Below are 19,080 nucleotides of genomic sequence, written 5' to 3' on the forward strand. Positions count from 1 at the left end.
TTTGTAACGATTATTTTTGCTTGTCTATTGCTTCGTTGATTTTATATTGAAAGTAAATCACGTTGAAGAAAAAGGTTAAAATACCATTTAGTTTGACAGGTTCATCACTGCTTTCGTTGATTAACTCAGTTAAAGAAGTACGCAGTGAAAAGATAAGAATGATCGCGACAACAAAAGAAATAAGCGACACAACACCCCCAAGTTCGGGGCTAACTCCCGCAATCGATAAAATAATATTCACCGCGTATAAACCAACATAGCCGTAAATTATACCTTGGCTAACTTGATGTTTAGCGAGTGAATTTGCAAGATTTGTGCGATTTACTAGCCAATAAACACTGTAAATGCCCAGTGTAAAAACACTTAAAAAGAACACGCCCCAGGCAGAGAAACGATCAAAGTTTAAGATTGGTTTATTACCACTGCTGTTTGCATCTGTTAGGGTAGCTTCGGGCGCTTGGTATAGATTGCTGGTTTCATTAGACATAATATATCCTCATATTTTATTGTTTTTTCCTTAGGTGCCACAGGCACGTTCCTATATTATATCCTCGACTTTATTCTGTATATCATTTCACGCATTTTTTAACGCTTTGCAATTGATAGTAATAGAATATAACCCGTCTTTATAGTGGCTATTACAGCTTCATGGTTTAAACCTGTGCTTAAATTATATACACTGCGCGCTGTTTTTAATGAGGTGCTGTGTGCTGCTAATTCTACTGAGTTGTTTATTTGTATTGGTGATGTATTTAGAGTCGCTTTCGAAGGGAATGCCTGTAAAACGTTGGATGTTTTTAGGGGGCGTGCTTGGGCCCATTGCTTGGTGTTTGTTTAATGTGCACTACCGCCGTGCTTTTGTTCGCCATGTTGGCCGTCAGGCATGTGGTTGGCGCCCTTAATTAACGTTTACACTCCTGATTAAACTTGGAGCTGATTTAGTGAGTTGGCTTTTCAAAAATGCGGTAAATTCAGGGTGTGACAATGGTTTTGAGTAATAATAACCTTGCACCGTTTGACACTTTAATTCTTTTAACATCTCTACTTGTTTAGCTTGTTCAACCCCTTCGGCAACAACATGTAACTCTAGGTTGTGTGCGATGGTAACGATTGAGTCAACCATGTTCCGGCCCCGCTCAGTCTGCATATCATCAATAAATGCTTTATCAACTTTAAGCGTGTTTAGTGGAAACTGTTTTAGATAGGCGAGGGATGAATAACCGGTGCCAAAGTCATCCATCGCTAAGTGAATGCCTCTAGCACTTAATGAGCGCATGACTGCAATGGCTTCTTGCGGGTCATCCATTACGGTGCCTTCGGTAATTTCGAGTTCGAGAAAATAAGAGGGCAACTCGTTCTTTTGTAATATTAAATCAATGCGAGTGGTTAAGTCGGGTAAACTAAATTGCTTAGCGGATAAGTTCACCGCAACACGGCCATTAAAGAGGCCTTGATCTATCCAGTTTTTCACATCGCGACAGGCTTTATTTAAGACCACTTCACCAATTTCAATAATTTGCCCTGTTTCTTCGGCAATCGGAATAAAGACGCCCGGGCTTATAATCCCCTTTTTAGGAGTGATAAAGCGGACGAGTGCTTCCATGCCATCGAGTTTACCGGTGTGAATATTCATTTTCGGTTGGTAATAGACTTCGAAATGATCCTCTTTTAATCCGTAGCGCATTAAGTTTTCAATTTGTAAGCGCTTTACCGCCTCACGGTTCATTGTGTCATTAAAGAATAAGTAGCTGTTGCCTTTTTTCTTTGCGTGATACATCGCAGTATCGGCATTTTTTAGCAATAGCTCGGGGGTATTACCGTCTTCTGGAAACAGCACGATTCCGACACTTGAGGTAATTACCAGCTCATGGCCTGCCATATTAAAAGGGGTGGCAATTGCGGCTAAAAATAGTTTAGCCATCCGTGTGATGGTATGAATGTCGTTAGTGCCCGACATAACCAGTGCAAATTCATCACCACCCAATCGATAAAACACATCTTTCTCGCGAGTGAGTTTATTTAAACGCATTGCCAGTTTAGCTAGGAGACTGTCACCTAGTTGATGACCTAATGAGTCATTAATTTTTTTAAAGTTGTCTAGGTCAAACACTAAAAGAGCATGGTGATTGTCTTGCTTTGCGAGTTTTTTTAAATTGGTGAAAAATAAGTTTCGGTTAGGCAAGCCGGTCGTCCGGTCTCTGTTTGATAGGTTATGTAATTGAGACTCCGCTTTTTTACGCTCGGTTTGATCAGAATAGACAACCACGTAATTACAAATTTGATTATGCTCATTTTTAATTTCATCAATTGAAATTTCAATGGGTAATAATTGACGTTGAGCATTTTTAAGTTTGACTTCTTGTTGCCAATGTTCGGTGGCTTTTACGGTGGCTTTAATTTCGTCGACATAACTTTGGTCGTAGCCAAGCAGTGCAAAATCTTTCTTTAAATACTGTTCACGGCTGCCGCCAAACAGAGTTAAAAAGCTCGGGTTTAAATCAACAAGCTTAAAGTTTTTGTCGTAGATAGCAATTGCATCAGTCAGCGATTCAACACATTTAGCAAATAGGTTTAAACGGGCTTCTGTTGATTTTAGCTGTGAAATATCTCTGACAGTGCCTGTCATTCGTAAGGGGTTTAGGTTGGTATCTTTTTCGATAATTTTTCCACGGTCTAATACCCAGTGCCAGCGATCAAAACTATCTTTAATTCGGTAACTTGCTTCGAAAAATGCAGTGTGTTCTGCAAAATGTCTTTTGAGTGCATTTTCAACGTGTGGTAAATCATGTGGGTGAATAAGGTCTCGATTAGGAGGGAAGCCGTTGGCGTTATTCGTATCTGTGGTGTATTTATCGTTGATACGTATTACTTCGCCCGTTTTTATGTTCCAGTCCCATAGGGTATCACCACTGCCTTCTACGGTACTTTTTAGTCGATGTTCAGAGATTCGCAGCTGATGTCGAGAACGCTTTAGTTTGTAAATGACAAATAGCAAATATGGCAGCAAGAGCATCATAATTGTGCTTGGGATCAGCAACAGTGTACTTTGCTCAAGCTCTATCGGGCTTGCAGAAGCAGAAAAAACATCCGCCATACTCATTATTAAAAAAGTAGAAATCATTTTTATTATTTTTATCATTAATGAAATACCTTAATTCGCACCAGATAATTTAATCTAAGCTCACGAACGAGTCAAAGAGAATGAGAAGAAAGGTTGGCTTTTGCTGGTTTTTTGAGCTTTGGCTCACTTAAAAGTTCGATTCTAGGCCGGTTTTCAGAAAAGATCTCAATAATATATTGCTGCATATCCTCAAGACTCAGCGCATCAAGCTCAGCGATCAGTTGTTGTTGCATATTAAACTCAGTATCGCGGTTACCAATTGCCAGCCATAAACGTTGTGAGCGAAGTCGTAAGTTTTTGTCTTTTTCTGCAATATGTGTGACGAGTCCCGCTTTTGTTTGAAGCCATTGCTGCTCATCAACAGTGGGGATCTGTGCGACAAAATTACTAATAAATTGCTGGTGGCGTTTGAGTATCTCATCAGCGTTGTGTTTAGGCGATTGCACATAAAACGCAATGCCAGCGCGTGTGTTGAATGGGGCATAACCAGCACCCACTAAATAGCCAAGCTGCTGTTTTGTTCTTAGCTCGTTAAAGTAGTCTTGATTGATAAGGTGATTAAGCACCATCATTTTAACTTTTTCTGTGGTGTCATCGGTTAATGCTTGGTAATAAAGCACCATCGCGTGGTCGTTGCAATTGAGTGTGATACGTTGGTGTTCTACTTCGGTAACATCGTTTAGTGGCCGTGTTAAATCGATAATAGTGGTACTGCCAGCGAGGTGATCAACGATTTGCTTTTGAAATTTAAGTGCATCGCTGCGCTGCCAATTGCCATGTAAAAATGACTCAACATGCAAGGCTTTAAAAAACTCAGTTCTAAAGCAGTTGAATTGGTGGAAACTGGTATCTTTTAGCGCCTGAGCAAGTGCATTGGGCTCAGGGTTCCACGGCATAATTTGCGCCCCTAAAATACTGAATAGCTCACTGACGGGTTTGTTTTGATTACTGTTACGCCAATGCCTAACAAGCTGTTTTTTATACTCGGCAAAGCGCTTTGCGCAAATATCGACATTAAACAGTGCTTCGAGTAATTCGTTGACTAAAGTGAGCTGACTTGAAGATAAACCGGCTGTGTGCAGTGTAAGCCCTCCCTGATGCGAGGTTAAATGATAGCTCAGCCCAGCCAGTTCGGCTGGATAAAACTGCTCTGCCACACTGTCCATAAAAAGGTCTGCAAACAGGCGCGTTAGCGCCATGTGTTTTACGTCTTTAATTGCGTAGTGAGAATCCATCGCTAAATAAAAATGCCCTTTAGCAACGCGGAAAGTCGCGTCTTGCTTAAACCAAAAATCAAACCCTTCTTGTTTCACAAGTAGTTCAGGCGCTTTTTTGGGAGTGTCTAGCGGTAACAGTTCAACCTCTTTGGTTAAATAAGGGTTAGCGCAAGGCAGACACATTTCAGGTAAGGGCGTGTTTATTTCACTTAATGCTTCTAACCAGCATGGCGATATATCTTCGATTTTATAAGGTGTATTGTACCAAGCGGTAGTATGTTCTGGCTCAACATCGGGGTGAATGAGCACCAATCGCATATTATCTGGGGTTAACCATTGCATCGCAATTTCATGGGCGCAACGATTAAAGCCTTCCATTAAATAATCGCCTTGTACGTAATTTTCTTCATCGTAATGCTGCATGTTAATGCTTAAATTACTAACCCAGTCGATGAGGCGTGCTTTTTCTTGGTTATCAAAGGCAATTTGTAACAGGTTCTTTTTATCTTGATAAAGCCTGGGAAGTTTGGCGCAGTTTTGATTAATTAAACAGATATACTCGAATACCATTTCGACAATATCTTCATAGTATTCAATACCTTCATCTGTAAGAGCTACGCTGATATTAAAATCTTTAAAGTTACTGCCATTAATACCGCCACCAGCAGAAAGAGCATTGATCCAACCTTGTTCTTTTAAAATTGAATACAACGAGCCCTTGCCCTCATAGCCAAGCAAGTGAGCAATAAAACTAACCGTTTTATGGCGATAAAAATCGTCAATGTTGGGCATAGCAAAACTGATGATGAGCTTTTGCATATGTTTGTGCGGTTCAATGTGTAAAACTTTGCCCAAATCTTGTTTGCGATAAAGGGGAGGCTCGATGATCTCTTTACTCTTTGCTTGCCCTTTAATATCGCTAAAATACTGCTTAACCCAGTCAGTCATCGTGGCAATATCGGCGTTACTGCAAATAACTAAAGTCATCCATTGTGCTTGGTAATGACGGTTGAAAAATGCGCGCAGTTCTTCGCTAATACAGCCCTCACGGTCTGCTAATGTGTGTTGATTACCCACCGAAAACTTAGCAAAAGGGTGTGCTGGGTTTACCGTTTCTTTATGCGCTTGATAAATACGGCGTCCGTCGTCTTTAATTTTTAATTTAAATTCAGCGTCAATTGCATTGCGCTCTTTGGTGGTTTCTTTTGGACTGAGTAAGGGGGCAATAAAAAAACGACTAAATTGCGCGAGTGCATCTGAAAACTGTTGATTATTGATGTCAAAAAAGTAGCAAGAATGCTCGGTGCCAGTCCAGGCGTTCGTGCTGCCACCTGATTGTGAAACAAAGTTCGAAAAGGCACCAGACTCGGGATATAAATCAGTCCCTAAAAAAAGCATATGCTCTAAAAAATGAGCCAGACCTTGTCTATCAAGGGGATCGTCGAAGTGACCCGCATTAACAGCCATAGAAGCCGCTGATTTTGTTGACTCTAGGTCTTGCACTAAAAGCACTTTTAGACCATTGTCCAGTGTTAGGGGCTGGTATGTTCTGTTATCATTGCGGCTGATATTCAAAAGATTCTCCTGAAAGAATGCGTTAATGTCCTAACAACAGATGATAATCTCAGGAACGCTAAAGGCACAGCAACGAAAATCTACCTGAATATCATAAGCGGATGTTTAATCTATCTTGTGATGATATTCTAATATAGCTAACAATCAAGCAAACTGGCTACTGTTTTATATTCTTTAATTGGTTGATTTTTTATGAAAACAATCTTAATCATGCGCCATGGCGAAGCAACGCCTATGCAAGCAGATGATGCAGCAAGACAATTGACGCCAACGGGTCAACAAGAAGCCAGTAGGATGGGGAAGTGGTTAGCATGTCATTATAAACCAGACGCTTTGTTGGTAAGTCCGTACTTACGTGCCCAGCAAACGGCTGAGAATGCAACACACAATATTCCGTTACTCTACAAAGAAACGTGTCGCGACATTACTCCCGACGGTGTACCACAAGTGGCTACTGATTATTTAGAAACGTTAATCGCGATGCATCCACAGTGTAATACTTGGCTAGTCGTCGCTCATATGCCGATCGTGAGTTATTTAGTTGATCAATTGAGCCCTGGTAATATGCCTATTTTTAATACGGGTGCTGTAGCAGTCATTGAATATGATGAAACGAAACAGCGAAGCCACTACTTAAGTATTCACTCGCCAAATAACGTCGAAATATAGCAGTATGTCTGTTAAATTACTGTCACTGTTAACTATTTAATACATACTATGACAATTGAACGATTACAAACAGGTGCGCGAATGAGCCGCATCGTTAAGCATAACGGCACGGTGTACTTATGTGGGCAGGTGTGCGCTGATGCAGAAAAAGGCATTGCTGAACAAACGCAAACTATGCTCGATAAAGTTGAAACTCTGCTAATTGAAGCCGGTAGCAGCAAAGAGCATATGTTAAGCGCCACCCTCTATCTTAAAAGCATGGAATACTTTGCCGATATGAATGCAGTGTGGGATGCATGGGTACCTGAAGGCCATGCCCCCGCGCGTGCCTGTGTTGAAGCTAAAATGGCGCGTGACGCGCTACTTGTTGAGATTTCAGTTGTTGCAGCCGTTAAGTAACGAGCAACGAATTAACAAGATGATTGCTGATTTTAACCAGCAGTCATCTCGTCAAATTAGTACTTTGCCTGCTTGGCATTTTTGCGATAATGAGGTGGATGCCAATGAATGCGCTGACCTTGTTCTGCAAGGAGTCAAGCGAGCGACCACCTCATCACTGTATTGGTTTGAAGCTAATAACGAGGCGCTCCCTCGGGTTGGTGACTTGGCTATTTTTACGAACTGGCAAGGGCGGCCGCTTGGCATTATTGAAACCACCTCTGTTGTTATCACCCCTTATAATCAAATTACCGAAGCGTATGCCGCGTTAGAAGGCGAGGGCGATAAAAGTCTTCGTTATTGGCAACAAGTGCATTGGCCATACTACCAGCGAGAATTACACGGCACAGCTTATTCACGTCATCCTGAGATGCCCTTAGTGTGCGAGCAATTTCAGTTAGTTTTTAAGGAGTCATCATGAGTTCAAATCCCGTTGTGCTTATTACTGGTGGTGGGCGTGGTATTGGCGCAGCAACAGCTAAACTATTTGCCAAGCATGGCTATGATGTGTGCATTAACTATAAATCAGACCAACAAAGCGCCGAACAAGTTGCCAAAGAAATCGAAAAGCAAGGGGTTAAAGCGCACACCTTTCAGGCAGATGTGGCTGATGAGCAACAAGTAATGGCTATGTTTGCTGCACTTGATAGCACGGTGTCACGCTTAGATATACTGGTTAACAATGCTGCGATGATGAAGCCACAAATGTCACTTTTAGAAATGGACGCGGCGCGTATTAATGCTATTTTGAGCTGTAATGTGACAGGGGCATTTTTATGTGCGCGAGAAGCTATAAAGCGAATGCACAAAGGCAGTATTGTTAATGTGTCATCGGGGGCTTCACGGACAGGTTCAGCGAATGAGTATTTAGATTATGCTGCCTCAAAAGGCGCACTTGATACCTTTACCATAGGCCTTGCAAAAGAAATCGCCAGTATGGGAATTCGTGTTAATGCTGTAAGGCCCGGCTTAATTTATACCGACATGCACCGTGATGGTGGTGAAGCTAATCGCGTAGACCGCTTAAAAAGTAAATTACCACTCGGGCGAGGCGGTGAGGCTGATGAGGTCGCCAAAGCCATTTATTTTTTGGCCTCAGAGCATGCATCGTTTACCACAGGCAGTTTTGTGGATGTATCTGGTGGGCTGTAAGACTTAAAGTAAAATGCTTAACCAAACAGTAAAACTTATAACGCTCAGTGTGGTTGATATGACGACAGCACTTGCGAGCGTTGCTTGATGTTGTTTTATTTGGTTAGCTATTAAATACGCATTCACTCCTAATGGCGACGCACTGAGCAATACCAGTACAGTCATCAAAGAGTGTTCAAGGTTGAAAACCTGAGTTGCAAAAAAGTACACACTACATGGTAAGACTACGAGCTTAATGATGGTTGCGATAAGGGATGCTTGCCAGTTATCTGCCACCTTATAAAACGCTAAATTTGCGCCTAACACAAACAGTGCGCAGGCAATAGCTGGCTTGGCAAGTAAGCTCAAACCATTCACCAAATCGTGATAAAGCGTTACACCCAATAAGTTAATCGCAAGGCCGCTGCTTATACTTAGAACCACAGGATTCAGTAACATATTTTTCGCGAAGGCTCGCCATGAAAAGGTTTGCTGCGATTTTGCACTCAATAGAAAAGTCAGTGTAAACAGTAAAGCGCTGTGAAAGGTAATGATCATAAACACAATCCCAACCATTTGCTGCCCAAGTGCGGCGATAATAATTGGTAGCCCGACTAGTACGGTATTAGAGTAGCTACTACCCAGCGCAAACACGGCATGGCGAGATGCGGCTGATTGCTTATAAATTACATAGCGATCAAGTAAATACCCGAGTGCGTAGATTGCTAATACCGGAATATAAAAGCTTAAAAATCCAGCAATACTAACGCTACTATGTAAATCTGCTTGCGCCATATTGACAAATAAAAATGCCGGAACGCTAATATAAAAAGTAAATTTACTGAGGCCTGCGATGTGTTCTTTCGATAAAAATCGGCTACGACTACTAATGTAGCCACTTAGCACGATAAAAATCAGTGGAAAGATGATCGAAAAAATATGCACTTGTGGCCTTATTAAAGTGACGTTAACGTCGGAATTCGTCACTTTGCGGAAGGTTAATTAAAATAAGTACTGCGCCTTTACCGCCAAATTCAAGCGGGGCTTGGTGCATAGCAATAACATCGGGATGTTGCACTAAATACTGCGGTACTTTGTGTTTTAAAATACGCTCACCAATCCCATGCACGATACACGCGCAGTAGTAATGTTGTTTTTTACATTCGTGAATCAGTCCTGCAAGCTCATCTTTGGCAAGTTCTTTATTTAACCCATGTAAATCAAGGGTTAGCTCAGGTACGTAGTCACCACGACGCAGTTGTTTTGCCAAGTAGGAATCATGCCCTGGTTTGACATAGCTTACAGTGCCGTGCGTATCAATATCTGGCACATATTCGTCTGAAAAGAAAAATTCTGACTGATGTTGCTTTTTTTGCTGGGAAAATTGCTTCGCTTGTGACACTTTAGGCTTGTTAGTAAATCGGATAGTGTCTTGTTTAAATGCTTTGGCACCACTGATACTCTGACGAAATAAGTCTATATCGTCAGTGCTGATGTGATTGTTGTCGTGGGGATCTTTTTTCATGGCGGCAGTCTAAACAAAAAAACGCTAAAAATCGAGTAAAAAGCAATTGAAAAGACGGTACAATACGCGTCAGAACAGACTTTGAAAGTTAAGGAACATACATGAACCATTTCCAAATAGAAGACGCAATTTTAGACGAGGCAATTGCTGAACTTTCAACGTTGCACGATTGGTTACGTTGGACAACCAGTCAATTCGCGAGCAGTGGTATTTTCTTTGGCCACGGCACAGATAACGCATGGGATGAAGCGGTCAGCTTATTGCTACCAGCACTAAGTTTACCTGTTGATGCACCTAAAGAGCTAATGCATGCGCGTTTAACGAGCACTGAAAAAAATCGTTTAGCAGCATTAATCGCTGAACGTATTAACGATTGCACGCCAGTGCCTTATTTAACAAATATTGCCTGGTTTGCCGGCATGCCATTTTATGTTGATGAGCGTGTATTGATTCCGCGTTCACCTTTTGCTGAGCTAATTAACAACCGGTTTGCTCCTTGGCTTGAAGAGCCTGAGTCGGTAACCCGCATTCTTGATTTATGCACAGGCTCTGCATGTATCGCCATTGCGCTTGCACAAGCTTTTGAAGACGCGCAAGTTGATGCAGTCGATATTTCGTATGAAGCCTTAGAAGTTGCTGATATTAATATTAGTGATTACATGCTTAATGAGCGTGTATTACCTATTCAGTCAGACGTATTTAGCGGTGTGCCAGGACAAAAATATGACCTGATCGTTGCTAACCCGCCTTATGTTGATGCTGAAGACATGGCCGACTTACCGCGCGAATTCCACCATGAGCCAGAGCTTGGTTTAGCATCGGGCCATGATGGACTTGACGTCACTCGTACCATTTTAGCTGAAGCAGCAGAGCATCTAACTGATAACGGTTTGTTATTTGTCGAAGTTGGTAACTCTATGGTACATATGGATGCACTGTACCCAGGCGCGCCGTTTGAATGGATTGAATTCGAACAAGGTGGCTTAGGCGTATTTGTGATAAGCAAACAACAGCTTGTTAATTATTTCGCCGATTAATAGCGAATTTAAAAGCCGAGCCTTAGGGCTCGGTCTCAGTAGCCAGGAATGAGGAAAGTTAATGGCAGGTAATAGCATAGGGCAGTTATTTAAGGTGTCCACCTTTGGTGAGAGCCACGGCGTTGCATTAGGCGGCGTTGTTGATGGCACACCAGCAGGCCTTGAAATTAGTGAGGCCGATTTACAAATTGACTTAGATCGTCGTAAACCAGGGCAAAGTCGTTATACAACACAGCGCCGTGAAAGTGACGAAGTCAAAATTCTTTCAGGTGTATTTGAAGGTAAAACCACAGGCACAAGTATTGGTTTACTGATTGAAAACACCGATCAACGTTCAAAAGACTACGGTAAAATCGCTGACGTATTTCGCCCAGGTCATGGTGATTACACCTACTGGCATAAATACGGTATCCGCGATTATCGTGGCGGTGGTCGCTCATCAGCTCGAGAAACCGCGATTCGTGTGGCGGCAGGAGCGATTGCTAAAAAATATTTAAAGCAATTTCATGGTATTGAAGTACGTGCATGTTTAAGTCAGCTTGGGCCTATTAAAGCCGAAAACTATAACTGGGATGAAGTAGAAAACAATGCGTTTTTCTTCCCCGATACCAGTAAATTAGACGCGCTTGATGAGTACATGCGTGAGCTTAAAAAGCAGGGTGATTCGGTAGGCGCTAAAGTGAAAGTAGTCGCTAAGAATGTGCCTGTTGGCTTAGGTGAGCCAGTATTTGATCGTCTTGATGCTGAGCTTGCGCACTCACTTATGAGCATCAACGCGGTAAAAGGTGTTGAGATTGGTGATGGCTTTGATGTCGTTGAGCAAAAAGGCTCAGAGCACCGTGATGAGCTGACCCCAGATGGTTTTACATCAAATCACGCGGGGGGAGTGCTTGCGGGTATCTCGACAGGACAAGATATTATTGCGTCTATCGCGCTAAAACCAACGTCAAGCATTACGATTCCGGGTAACAGTATAAATACCAGCAACGAAGCCGTTGAAATGATCACCAAAGGTCGTCACGACCCGTGTGTGGGTATTCGTGCAATCCCCATCGCCGAGGCGATGATGGCGATTACCTTAATGGACCATTTATTACGCCAGCGTGGCCAAAACCCCCATGTTAGCCACGAGCATGGGCCAATCAAAGGCTCAATCTAAAAGTATCTATTTAGAAAAAGTAATGAGCGCGATAGCTTTCAAGCCATCGCGCTTTTTTGTGTTTTAATTTAAAATTTTAACAGAGGCAACAAGCTGTTTTTTTGATCAGTCCATTCTGCAAGTTGATAATTCCCGTAGTGCTTTATAGGCGATAAGTCACTAATAGAAACATCATTTAAAAAAGTGTGATTACTGGTTAATACCACCCAGTCAGAGCCCAGAGATTTTAAGCCACGCCCTTGATAACTGTACTTTATTAACGTTTTATCAAAATGCTGGCTGTGTGCTTGTAATACGGGCAATAAATCGATGTGGTTATTGGAAATATGCACGATCAGCACGCCATTTTCATTGAGTCTTTGCCAATAGAGCGACATAGCTTCTCGAGTGAGTAAGTGCGCGGGAATAACATCACTTGAAAAAGCATCAATGATTAACACATCAAATGTTTCTTGATGATTTTTTTGAAGCGCAATTCGACCATCACCTATGGTTACTCTCACATTGGCTTTACTGCTATTTAAATAAGAAAAATAATTCTTTGCCATGTCATGCACTGCAGGATTGAGTTCAAAAAAATGGAGGCGGTCACCTTGACCCACAAACTTTGCGAGTACACCAGCTCCTAAACCAATGACACCTATGTTTAATGCGCCCTGTTGTTTTAAAATCGTGAGAGATTTAGCAACACCCGTATGTTGATGATAATAACTTTGACCAAGGAATTGATTATTATCAAGTGGCTCTGCGCCATGGATGGTTGTGCCATCTATTAAGCGCCTTTCTTTTATTGTATTGGTATGAATATCTTTTACTGTGAGGTAACCGTAAAAATTGCGGCTCGTAGCAACATTATACTGATTAAAGTTTACGGCTAAGAAACAATAGCATGAGAGCCATACAACAGCGGTTGCAACGAGGGTGTACTTAATGTGTTTATTACCTGTTTGGGTTTTAAATTGGCAATAGCAAATAAAGCTAAAAATAACAGCTAACCCCAGTAGATACTCATCAAGTTGCACGAAAAGTAAAGGAGCAATCATGGTACTGCTAAGTGAACCTAGCACACCTCCTAGGGCAATATAAAAGTAAAAAGTGGTTAATTGAGCGTTATCAGGGGCTGTACTTCTTAGTTCACCATGACACACCATGCAGGCGGTTAATAAGATAGCGCAATACATAATGAGTTGAGCTAGTGCGCTAAATTGGCTGCCAAAATAAAACATTAACAGTCCAGCAAACACTGCAAATACAAACGTATACGCCCACACATAACGCTGATAATTTACTTTATTGGCAAACGTATAACTAAAAGTGAGTAAGTAAATCACCAGTGGCAAGGACCAAAGTAATGGCATTGGTGGAATATTAGTACTGATCATATGTGTTGTTGACACTAACATCGCGGTACTTAAGGCACTCAAAATAATCCAGATTGATTTTCCTTGTGATAGCTTTGCACTATTCGCTAACTGAGGTTTTCGGGCTACTTTAAGGTCTTTTTTTAGCAAAAACGCCATTATTAATAGTAATAAGGCACAGTAGCAGAGTAGCCCAAAAAGCCAATATGACTTTTGCTGCTCTAGCGAAAACAGTAATTCAAATATAAATGGGTAACTCATTAACGCCATTAAAGAGCCTAGGTTTGAAATAGAATACCAATGGTACGGAACATGTCTTGCAAAGGCTTGGATATACCAACGCTGTAAAAGCACACTGGTTGCGCTAAGTAGCATAAAAATGGGGCCTATTTCTCGCAATAAATGCACAAATACAGCGAGAGTTGGAGGCCAATCAGTGAAGTGAAAAATTTCGTTTTGTAAGTAAATAACCAGTGTTGCAATGATAACCAAGAACAGGTGAGTAACTACTTGTAATGTAATCGTGTACCGACTGATATAGTGTGCATAAAAATAACCAAGCAATAGCATTGTTTGATAAAACACTAAGCTGGCTGACCAGACAGAGGCACCTCCACCAAAGTGAGGTAAAAGTTGCTTTGAGAGCAGAGGCTGAATTTGAAAAAGTAAAAAAGCACTGATGAAAATAGTGGTGATTGATAAAAGTTTATACATTGTTTTTGTTACCTATTGAAAGATGAAAAAACAATCTATGAGTTTGAGTAAAGCCACAATGGAGTAATGCTTGAGTTTCTCTTAAGAAAACCTTAACCTTTGATTCGTCAATATTTATTGGAGCAGTAAGTGGCGAGTTATCGAATCGGTAAATTTGCGATTGATGAAAGCAGATGTTTAATTTCATCGCAAGAATATGAGCAAGTTGTCGAGCCCAAAGTCATGGATGTATTACATACCCTTTATATTCATCAGGGGAAGGTCGTAAGCCAAGAAATGATCTTCGCTGCGGTTTGGCCTAATTCAATATTTAATCCAAGCTCAGTACAGCGTTGTATTGCGTTATTAAGAAAAGCCTTAAAAGAAGATGCCAAGAACCCTCAATTTATAATTACTCATCCAAAACGGGGTTATAGCTTGGAGCAGGTTGAATTGAGCCAATCAACTAAAGCAACTAAAGCAAAAACGCAATGGTTGCCGTTGCTACTCGTGGTACTCGTTTTTACAGGCGTTGTAGTTTGGCAAATGATTGCTGATAAGCAAGCGCATCCAAGTTTTAGTCAATTAATGCCACTGACGTCAAGCGAACTGAATGAATCTAATTTATCTTTATCGCATAATGGTAACCACTTAGCCTTTGTTCGAGGTGATAAAGGCAACCAACATATCTGGTTAAAGGAATTAGCCACAGGTCGAGAAGCTAGGCTCACGAAGTTTGCTGCAAGTTATTTTGCCTTAGGGTGGTCTTCACAAGACAATGCGTTGGCGTTTGTCGAAGCGAGTGAGCATAATCAGTCACTCCAAACTTTATCGCTTGATTTATCGTCATTTGTGGCACGTGAGAAAATGACTGTCAATCGCTTTACCGAGACGACACTGACGAGCCATCATATTTATTGGGGAGCTGGAGAAGTACTCTATTTTATCGAGAAAAATAAACAAAGTAATGACACCCAACTGGTTTCACTGGATATAAACAGTAAACAAAAAAAGCGATTACTAGCGGCTTCTGAGCAAGATTGGTTACTTGTTCATGCGTTATCAAATGATGGTAGTAAAGTCGCGTTAGGTTTTGAAGCAGGACAAAATAAATACCGTATCGATGTGCTTGAGCTTGCTAGTAATACAGTGAAAACCATTGCAGTAATAGAAAACGGTATTCAAGGTTTGAGTTGGCATCCAAACAATCAAGCGTTATTAATAAGCCAACGTAACCAACTTATAAGTTTAGATCTTGAAGGTGAGCTGCAGCTTATTCCGTTTAATAATTATCAAATAATTCGCGATGCCCAGTACACTTCATCTGCTGAGTCAATTTTAATGGAATTAGTGAATGTGGATGTTGATATTGTCAGTCAAACACGAACAGATCCAAATACACTTACAAAGCGGGTGGATACTTCCTCGGTTGACTTTCTGCCAGTGTTTTCACCGGATTCAACAAAATTTGTATTTGAGTCACATCGCTTTGGACTAAAACAATTATTTTTGTATGAAAATGAAAAACAGAAATTAGTCTTCGCAAATCCAGATAACGAAGAGCTGTTTGGTACTGTATGGCATAAAAATGGTCAGCAAGTATTCACTGCAAGCAAAGATACCTTATATAAAATTGATATTGTCAGTGGGACCTATGAAGCTATTCCACATCCTCATCACTCATTTTATTTACGCGAAATGTATCATAATGAAGAATCCATTTTAGTCTCTTACCGCGCAAAAGATGGGGTTACATTTCACCCAGCTAAATTTGATTTAAATGATCTATCGCTGACGCCATTTTCTGGTTCTGGTAAACGCTTGAGTTGCTACGGTATGGACTTAGATGATAAAGACCAGATTTATTTTTCAAATAGTAATGAAGTTTTTCGCGTAAATTCTGACGGTGATATTGAGTTAATATGGCAGTCTCAACAAGATGAAATTATTGGAATTGCAGTTGAAAAGCAGCAATTAGCTATCACCTTAGAACAGCCGCATAGTATCAAATATCAAACGATTGATTTAGTTTCATCTGATAGCGAAAGTTGGCAATTAACAGCCCCAAAACAGCATATGCTGATTAATGCGTCACACGATTTGAATGAGTTTTTATACTTAACCGACCCTAAACGTACGCGCAAATTAGTCAAACTACTTTAATATGTTCTATCAGAGACTTAAGTTGCTCAAGGCTGACGGGGTTATGAGCATGATTACCATGCAAAAGCACTATATCAATCACTGGTAAGAGGGGGAGTGTTTCATCGGTAATTTCTTCTACGCTCTTTTGCATACTAATGCGTGCCATGCTCCCTATTGCGAGATTTTGCTCAATTAAACCATGTAAAGCCCCCACAGAGCCGCAGCAGGCGATAATATTAAAGTGTCGCTCTGCTTTCAGTAGACCTTCGATGCTGGCTTGGTGAAATTTACAGTCGCGTTGAAATAAGGCCAGTGGCAAGGGGGTTGCAGGGTTTAATTTAAAAGACGGACTTTTCACCCACACTCCTTGGCTTGATTGTATTAGGTAACCTTCCTCTGAGTTTGGTGAACGGGTCGCAATCACTAAATCAAGTTGACCTTGGTCAAGCTTAGCCCTTAATTCACTGCTAGGTGCGCAGCTAATTTGTATATCCAGCGCAGTATTTAACATGCGCAGTGAATTCACGAGTCGCGGTAAAATTGAATGGGCGTAATCATCAGGGCAGCCAATACGAATTCGACGGTTTCCAGTGCCTGCTTGAAGTTGCTTAAAGGCCTCATCGTGAAGATTGATTAACTGCTTTGCATAACTTGCTAATTGATGACCTTGTTGGGTAAGCACTAACTGTCGTCCTTGCTTCTCAAATAAAGAACTCCCTGTGTCTTGTTCTAGTTTTTTCATCTGCATACTTACCGCAGATTGGGTTCGACAAATCTGTGCGGCTGCGCGGGTAAAACTGCCCGTGTCTACAAAAGCACAAAAAGTTCGTAAGGCATCAATATCCATGATGTATCAGTTTCTCTTATGGGTTGTATAAAAACAATTGGCGAGTAATTCGCCTTTTGCTGCTCTATAGTGGTATTAATCTAATCGTTAAGGGATGAAAAATGCAATTATTTATTGGTAATAAAAATTATTCGAGTTGGTCATTAAGAACGTGGTATTTATTAAGTAAATTCAATATATCATTTACCGAGCAGCAACTTGTTTTAGATACCCCAGACTTTTATGACAGATTAAAAACGAAATTTCCTGTACAAAAAGTCCCTGCATTAATCGACGGTGATTTAGCAGTGTGGGATTCACTCGCGATTTGTGAATACATCAACGATGCTTATCTAAATGGCAGAGCATGGCCTGAAAACTTAAATAAAAGAGCTCACGCAAGAAGTGTGGCTGCAGAAATGCATAGTGGCTTTCTCGCACTCAGAAATGAAATGCCCATGAATATTCGAGCTAAAAGACATGTTGAGCTGTCAGAACACGCAAAGAAAGACATTGCGCGCATTGATGAGATATTTTCGATGCGACCACAATCGTCGTCCAATACATGGCTGTATGGTGAGTTTTCAATTGTTGATGCGATGTTTGCGCCCGTGGTACTGCGCTTTAAAACTTACCAAGTAACATTATCAAGCCCTGCACAAGCTTATTGTGACCAGGTACTATCGTGTCCTGTTTTGAATAATTGGATTGCACATGCACTGCAAGAAACAGATATTGTTACAAGTGATGAGGCAGGAGAGGATATTATTTAATCACCGCGCACAAAGCGATAATTTTATGCTTTGTGCCATTTTCGCAACTTTGTGTTGGTGCATGTGTGTAATTTATATACAAAAGAACGAGTTTAATTGTAAGCTCTTCACTCTATAATGGAACGGTTGCTCTTTATTTAAACACCTCATTACTCGCCTTTTTCCGTTCCTGCGTAGGTATATAATTATGAGCACATTCGGTGCAAAGTTATTAAATCAAGATATGTCAATTGCACGCTACTTTTGTCGGTTCAACTCTATGCAAGTTGAGCAAGCATTTACTCAAAGTAAGCTTGAGCAAGATAAAAAAACTGCACAGTTTCTTGCCTGTATCACCGCCATTATGATTATGCTGGTGACCTATTCCGATAAAATGATAATTCAACCCAACTTTTGGCCCGGTATTGCATTATTTAGCCGGACTATTTCTGTTGCAGTTTGTGTGATCACTGCTCTTGGGGTGTGCTATATCCGGACACCACAGCAATTATCGCAGGCGGTGGCTGCGTTTATGACATTCTTATTTTTTAGTATGCAATTTATGGTGTTCACCTTTGAGCGCCATTATGTCCTGCATATGTTTTTTGATGTGATTATTTTGATCACTATGTATTTCTCTACTTTATTGTCATTAAAGAATGCCACCTTAATCGGTGTGTCTTACAGTGCATTTGCAATTACCGTTATTTATTTTAATAAAGATGTAAGTAGCCATACTTTTTATATGGTTGGGTTGGCACATGTATCCGCTAATTTTGCAGGGGTCGTTATGTCGGCTCATGAGCATTTAATCCGTCGGCAGCTTTTTGTTCGTAACACTCAGCTAAGTCAACTTGCAGATGAAATGAAAAGACAGGCATTTAAAGATGCACTCACACAGCTGCCTAACCGGCGTGCGTTTGATAACAATTATGAGGGATATCAAAAATTAATTAAGCAGCAAAATAAAACGAAACATGTGTGTGTCGTTTTAGCTGATATTGATTACTTTAAACGCGTAAACGATACCCATGGACATGAAATGGGGGATACCGTGCTTAAACACTTTTCGACTTTTTTAACGAACTCTCTGCGCAGTGCTGATGATGTCTATCGATTTGGTGGTGAAGAGTTTGTCATTGTACTGCCGCTTTGTTCATTAAAAGATGCCACTGCGCTTATAAACGGCATGATAGCAAGGTTAAATGCCGAGGAGTTTAAATTAGGTAGTTGCTCTTTATCGATACAAGCAAGTTTTGGTCTGACCATCATGCGTGAGGAGCAGCAAAAATCAGTGATATCACGAGCTGATTTGGCTTTGTATCAAGCTAAGGAAGGCGGAAGAAATCAATTGGTTATTAAAATTTAATCGATACCAAGGTGCGTTTAATTTAGTCAATAAATTGTAATTATCCAAAGATACTTGTATAT

At 40.9% G+C, this 19,080-nt stretch carries 17 protein-coding genes; 10 read left to right on the plus strand and 7 right to left on the minus strand.

Features of this window, described 5'->3' with window-relative positions; genetic code table 11:
* Positions 1-10 precede the first annotated feature (10 nt).
* The gene (locus IT970_RS04960; RefSeq protein WP_036969958.1) at positions 11-487 is read right to left on the minus strand and encodes a DUF4234 domain-containing protein; all 477 of its coding nucleotides are present in this window, start codon (positions 485-487) and stop codon (positions 11-13) included.
* 220 nt (positions 488-707) lie between these two features.
* On the opposite strand from IT970_RS04960, the gene IT970_RS04965 reads away from it, so the two are divergent.
* Positions 708-902 carry a hypothetical protein gene (locus IT970_RS04965; RefSeq protein ID WP_036969956.1) on the plus strand — a complete coding sequence of 65 codons (195 nt, stop codon included), beginning with the start codon at positions 708-710 and terminating at the stop codon, positions 900-902.
* Here IT970_RS04965 and IT970_RS04970 read toward each other — a convergent pair.
* Entirely contained in the window at positions 899-3,016 is a 2,118-nt protein-coding gene (locus IT970_RS04970) for a putative bifunctional diguanylate cyclase/phosphodiesterase (RefSeq protein ID WP_371915642.1), read from the minus strand. The genes IT970_RS04965 and IT970_RS04970 overlap by 4 nt on opposite strands.
* A 176-nt stretch (positions 3,017-3,192) precedes the next feature.
* Positions 3,193-5,913 (minus strand): insulinase family protein, encoded by a 2,721-nt coding sequence (locus IT970_RS04975; protein WP_118844107.1) that lies wholly within the window; start codon positions 5,911-5,913, stop codon positions 3,193-3,195.
* 192 nt (positions 5,914-6,105) lie between these two features.
* On the opposite strand from IT970_RS04975, the gene sixA reads away from it, so the two are divergent.
* From sixA to IT970_RS04995, 4 genes are read left to right on the plus strand one after another with little or no spacing between them, the layout of a single operon-like run.
* Positions 6,106-6,582 (plus strand): phosphohistidine phosphatase SixA, encoded by a 477-nt coding sequence (sixA, locus tag IT970_RS04980; protein WP_036969950.1) that lies wholly within the window; start codon positions 6,106-6,108, stop codon positions 6,580-6,582.
* A gap of 48 nt (positions 6,583-6,630) precedes the next feature.
* Positions 6,631-6,981 (plus strand): RidA family protein, encoded by a 351-nt coding sequence (locus IT970_RS04985; protein WP_065978777.1) that lies wholly within the window; start codon positions 6,631-6,633, stop codon positions 6,979-6,981.
* 19 nt (positions 6,982-7,000) lie between these two features.
* Positions 7,001-7,441: an ASCH domain-containing protein gene (locus tag IT970_RS04990; protein ID WP_075593883.1), complete on the plus strand. Its 441-nt coding sequence runs from the start codon at positions 7,001-7,003 to the stop codon at positions 7,439-7,441.
* Positions 7,438-8,172, plus strand: coding sequence for an SDR family oxidoreductase (locus tag IT970_RS04995; RefSeq protein ID WP_074988650.1), 735 nt, complete (start codon positions 7,438-7,440; stop codon positions 8,170-8,172). Before IT970_RS04990 ends, IT970_RS04995 begins: the two co-directional genes overlap by 4 nt.
* A 3-nt stretch (positions 8,173-8,175) precedes the next feature.
* On the opposite strand, the gene IT970_RS05000 is transcribed toward IT970_RS04995, so the two are convergent.
* The gene (locus IT970_RS05000) at positions 8,176-9,096 is read right to left on the minus strand and encodes an AEC family transporter (protein WP_065978780.1); all 921 of its coding nucleotides are present in this window, start codon (positions 9,094-9,096) and stop codon (positions 8,176-8,178) included.
* A 22-nt stretch (positions 9,097-9,118) separates the two neighbouring features.
* Entirely contained in the window at positions 9,119-9,676 is a 558-nt protein-coding gene (gene smrB, locus IT970_RS05005; protein WP_036969939.1) for an endonuclease SmrB, read from the minus strand.
* A 101-nt stretch (positions 9,677-9,777) separates the two neighbouring features.
* Here smrB and prmB point away from each other — a divergent pair, with 101 nt between their 5' ends.
* Complete coding sequence (prmB, locus tag IT970_RS05010; RefSeq protein WP_065978781.1) at positions 9,778-10,713, plus strand: 50S ribosomal protein L3 N(5)-glutamine methyltransferase; 936 nt, start codon at positions 9,778-9,780, stop codon at positions 10,711-10,713.
* 61 nt (positions 10,714-10,774) lie between these two features.
* The gene (aroC, locus tag IT970_RS05015) at positions 10,775-11,872 is read left to right on the plus strand and encodes a chorismate synthase (RefSeq protein WP_036969935.1); all 1,098 of its coding nucleotides are present in this window, start codon (positions 10,775-10,777) and stop codon (positions 11,870-11,872) included.
* Positions 11,873-11,940: 68 nt separating this feature from the next.
* Here aroC and IT970_RS05020 read toward each other — a convergent pair whose 3' ends face one another.
* Positions 11,941-13,947, minus strand: a complete 2,007-nt coding sequence (locus IT970_RS05020) for a fused MFS/spermidine synthase (protein WP_196857653.1) — start codon at positions 13,945-13,947, stop codon at positions 11,941-11,943.
* 129 nt (positions 13,948-14,076) lie between these two features.
* On the opposite strand from IT970_RS05020, the gene IT970_RS05025 reads away from it, so the two are divergent.
* Positions 14,077-16,089 carry a winged helix-turn-helix domain-containing protein gene (locus IT970_RS05025; protein WP_196857654.1) on the plus strand — a complete coding sequence of 671 codons (2,013 nt, stop codon included), beginning with the start codon at positions 14,077-14,079 and terminating at the stop codon, positions 16,087-16,089.
* Here IT970_RS05025 and IT970_RS05030 read toward each other — a convergent pair.
* Positions 16,076-16,918, minus strand: a complete 843-nt coding sequence (locus tag IT970_RS05030) for a LysR family transcriptional regulator (protein ID WP_036969929.1) — start codon at positions 16,916-16,918, stop codon at positions 16,076-16,078. The genes IT970_RS05025 and IT970_RS05030 overlap by 14 nt on opposite strands.
* A 101-nt stretch (positions 16,919-17,019) precedes the next feature.
* Between IT970_RS05030 and IT970_RS05035 the strand changes: the two genes are divergently transcribed.
* Positions 17,020-17,670, plus strand: a complete 651-nt coding sequence (locus tag IT970_RS05035) for a glutathione S-transferase family protein (protein WP_075593887.1) — start codon at positions 17,020-17,022, stop codon at positions 17,668-17,670.
* Between the two features lie 187 nt (positions 17,671-17,857).
* Positions 17,858-19,018, plus strand: a complete 1,161-nt coding sequence (locus tag IT970_RS05040) for a GGDEF domain-containing protein (RefSeq protein ID WP_074988645.1) — start codon at positions 17,858-17,860, stop codon at positions 19,016-19,018.
* The last annotated feature ends 62 nt before the right edge of the window (positions 19,019-19,080 follow it).

Origin of the sequence: Pseudoalteromonas sp. A41-2 (genome assembly GCF_015767615.1) — a bacterium.
Lineage (GTDB): Bacteria > Pseudomonadota > Gammaproteobacteria > Enterobacterales > Alteromonadaceae > Pseudoalteromonas > Pseudoalteromonas lipolytica.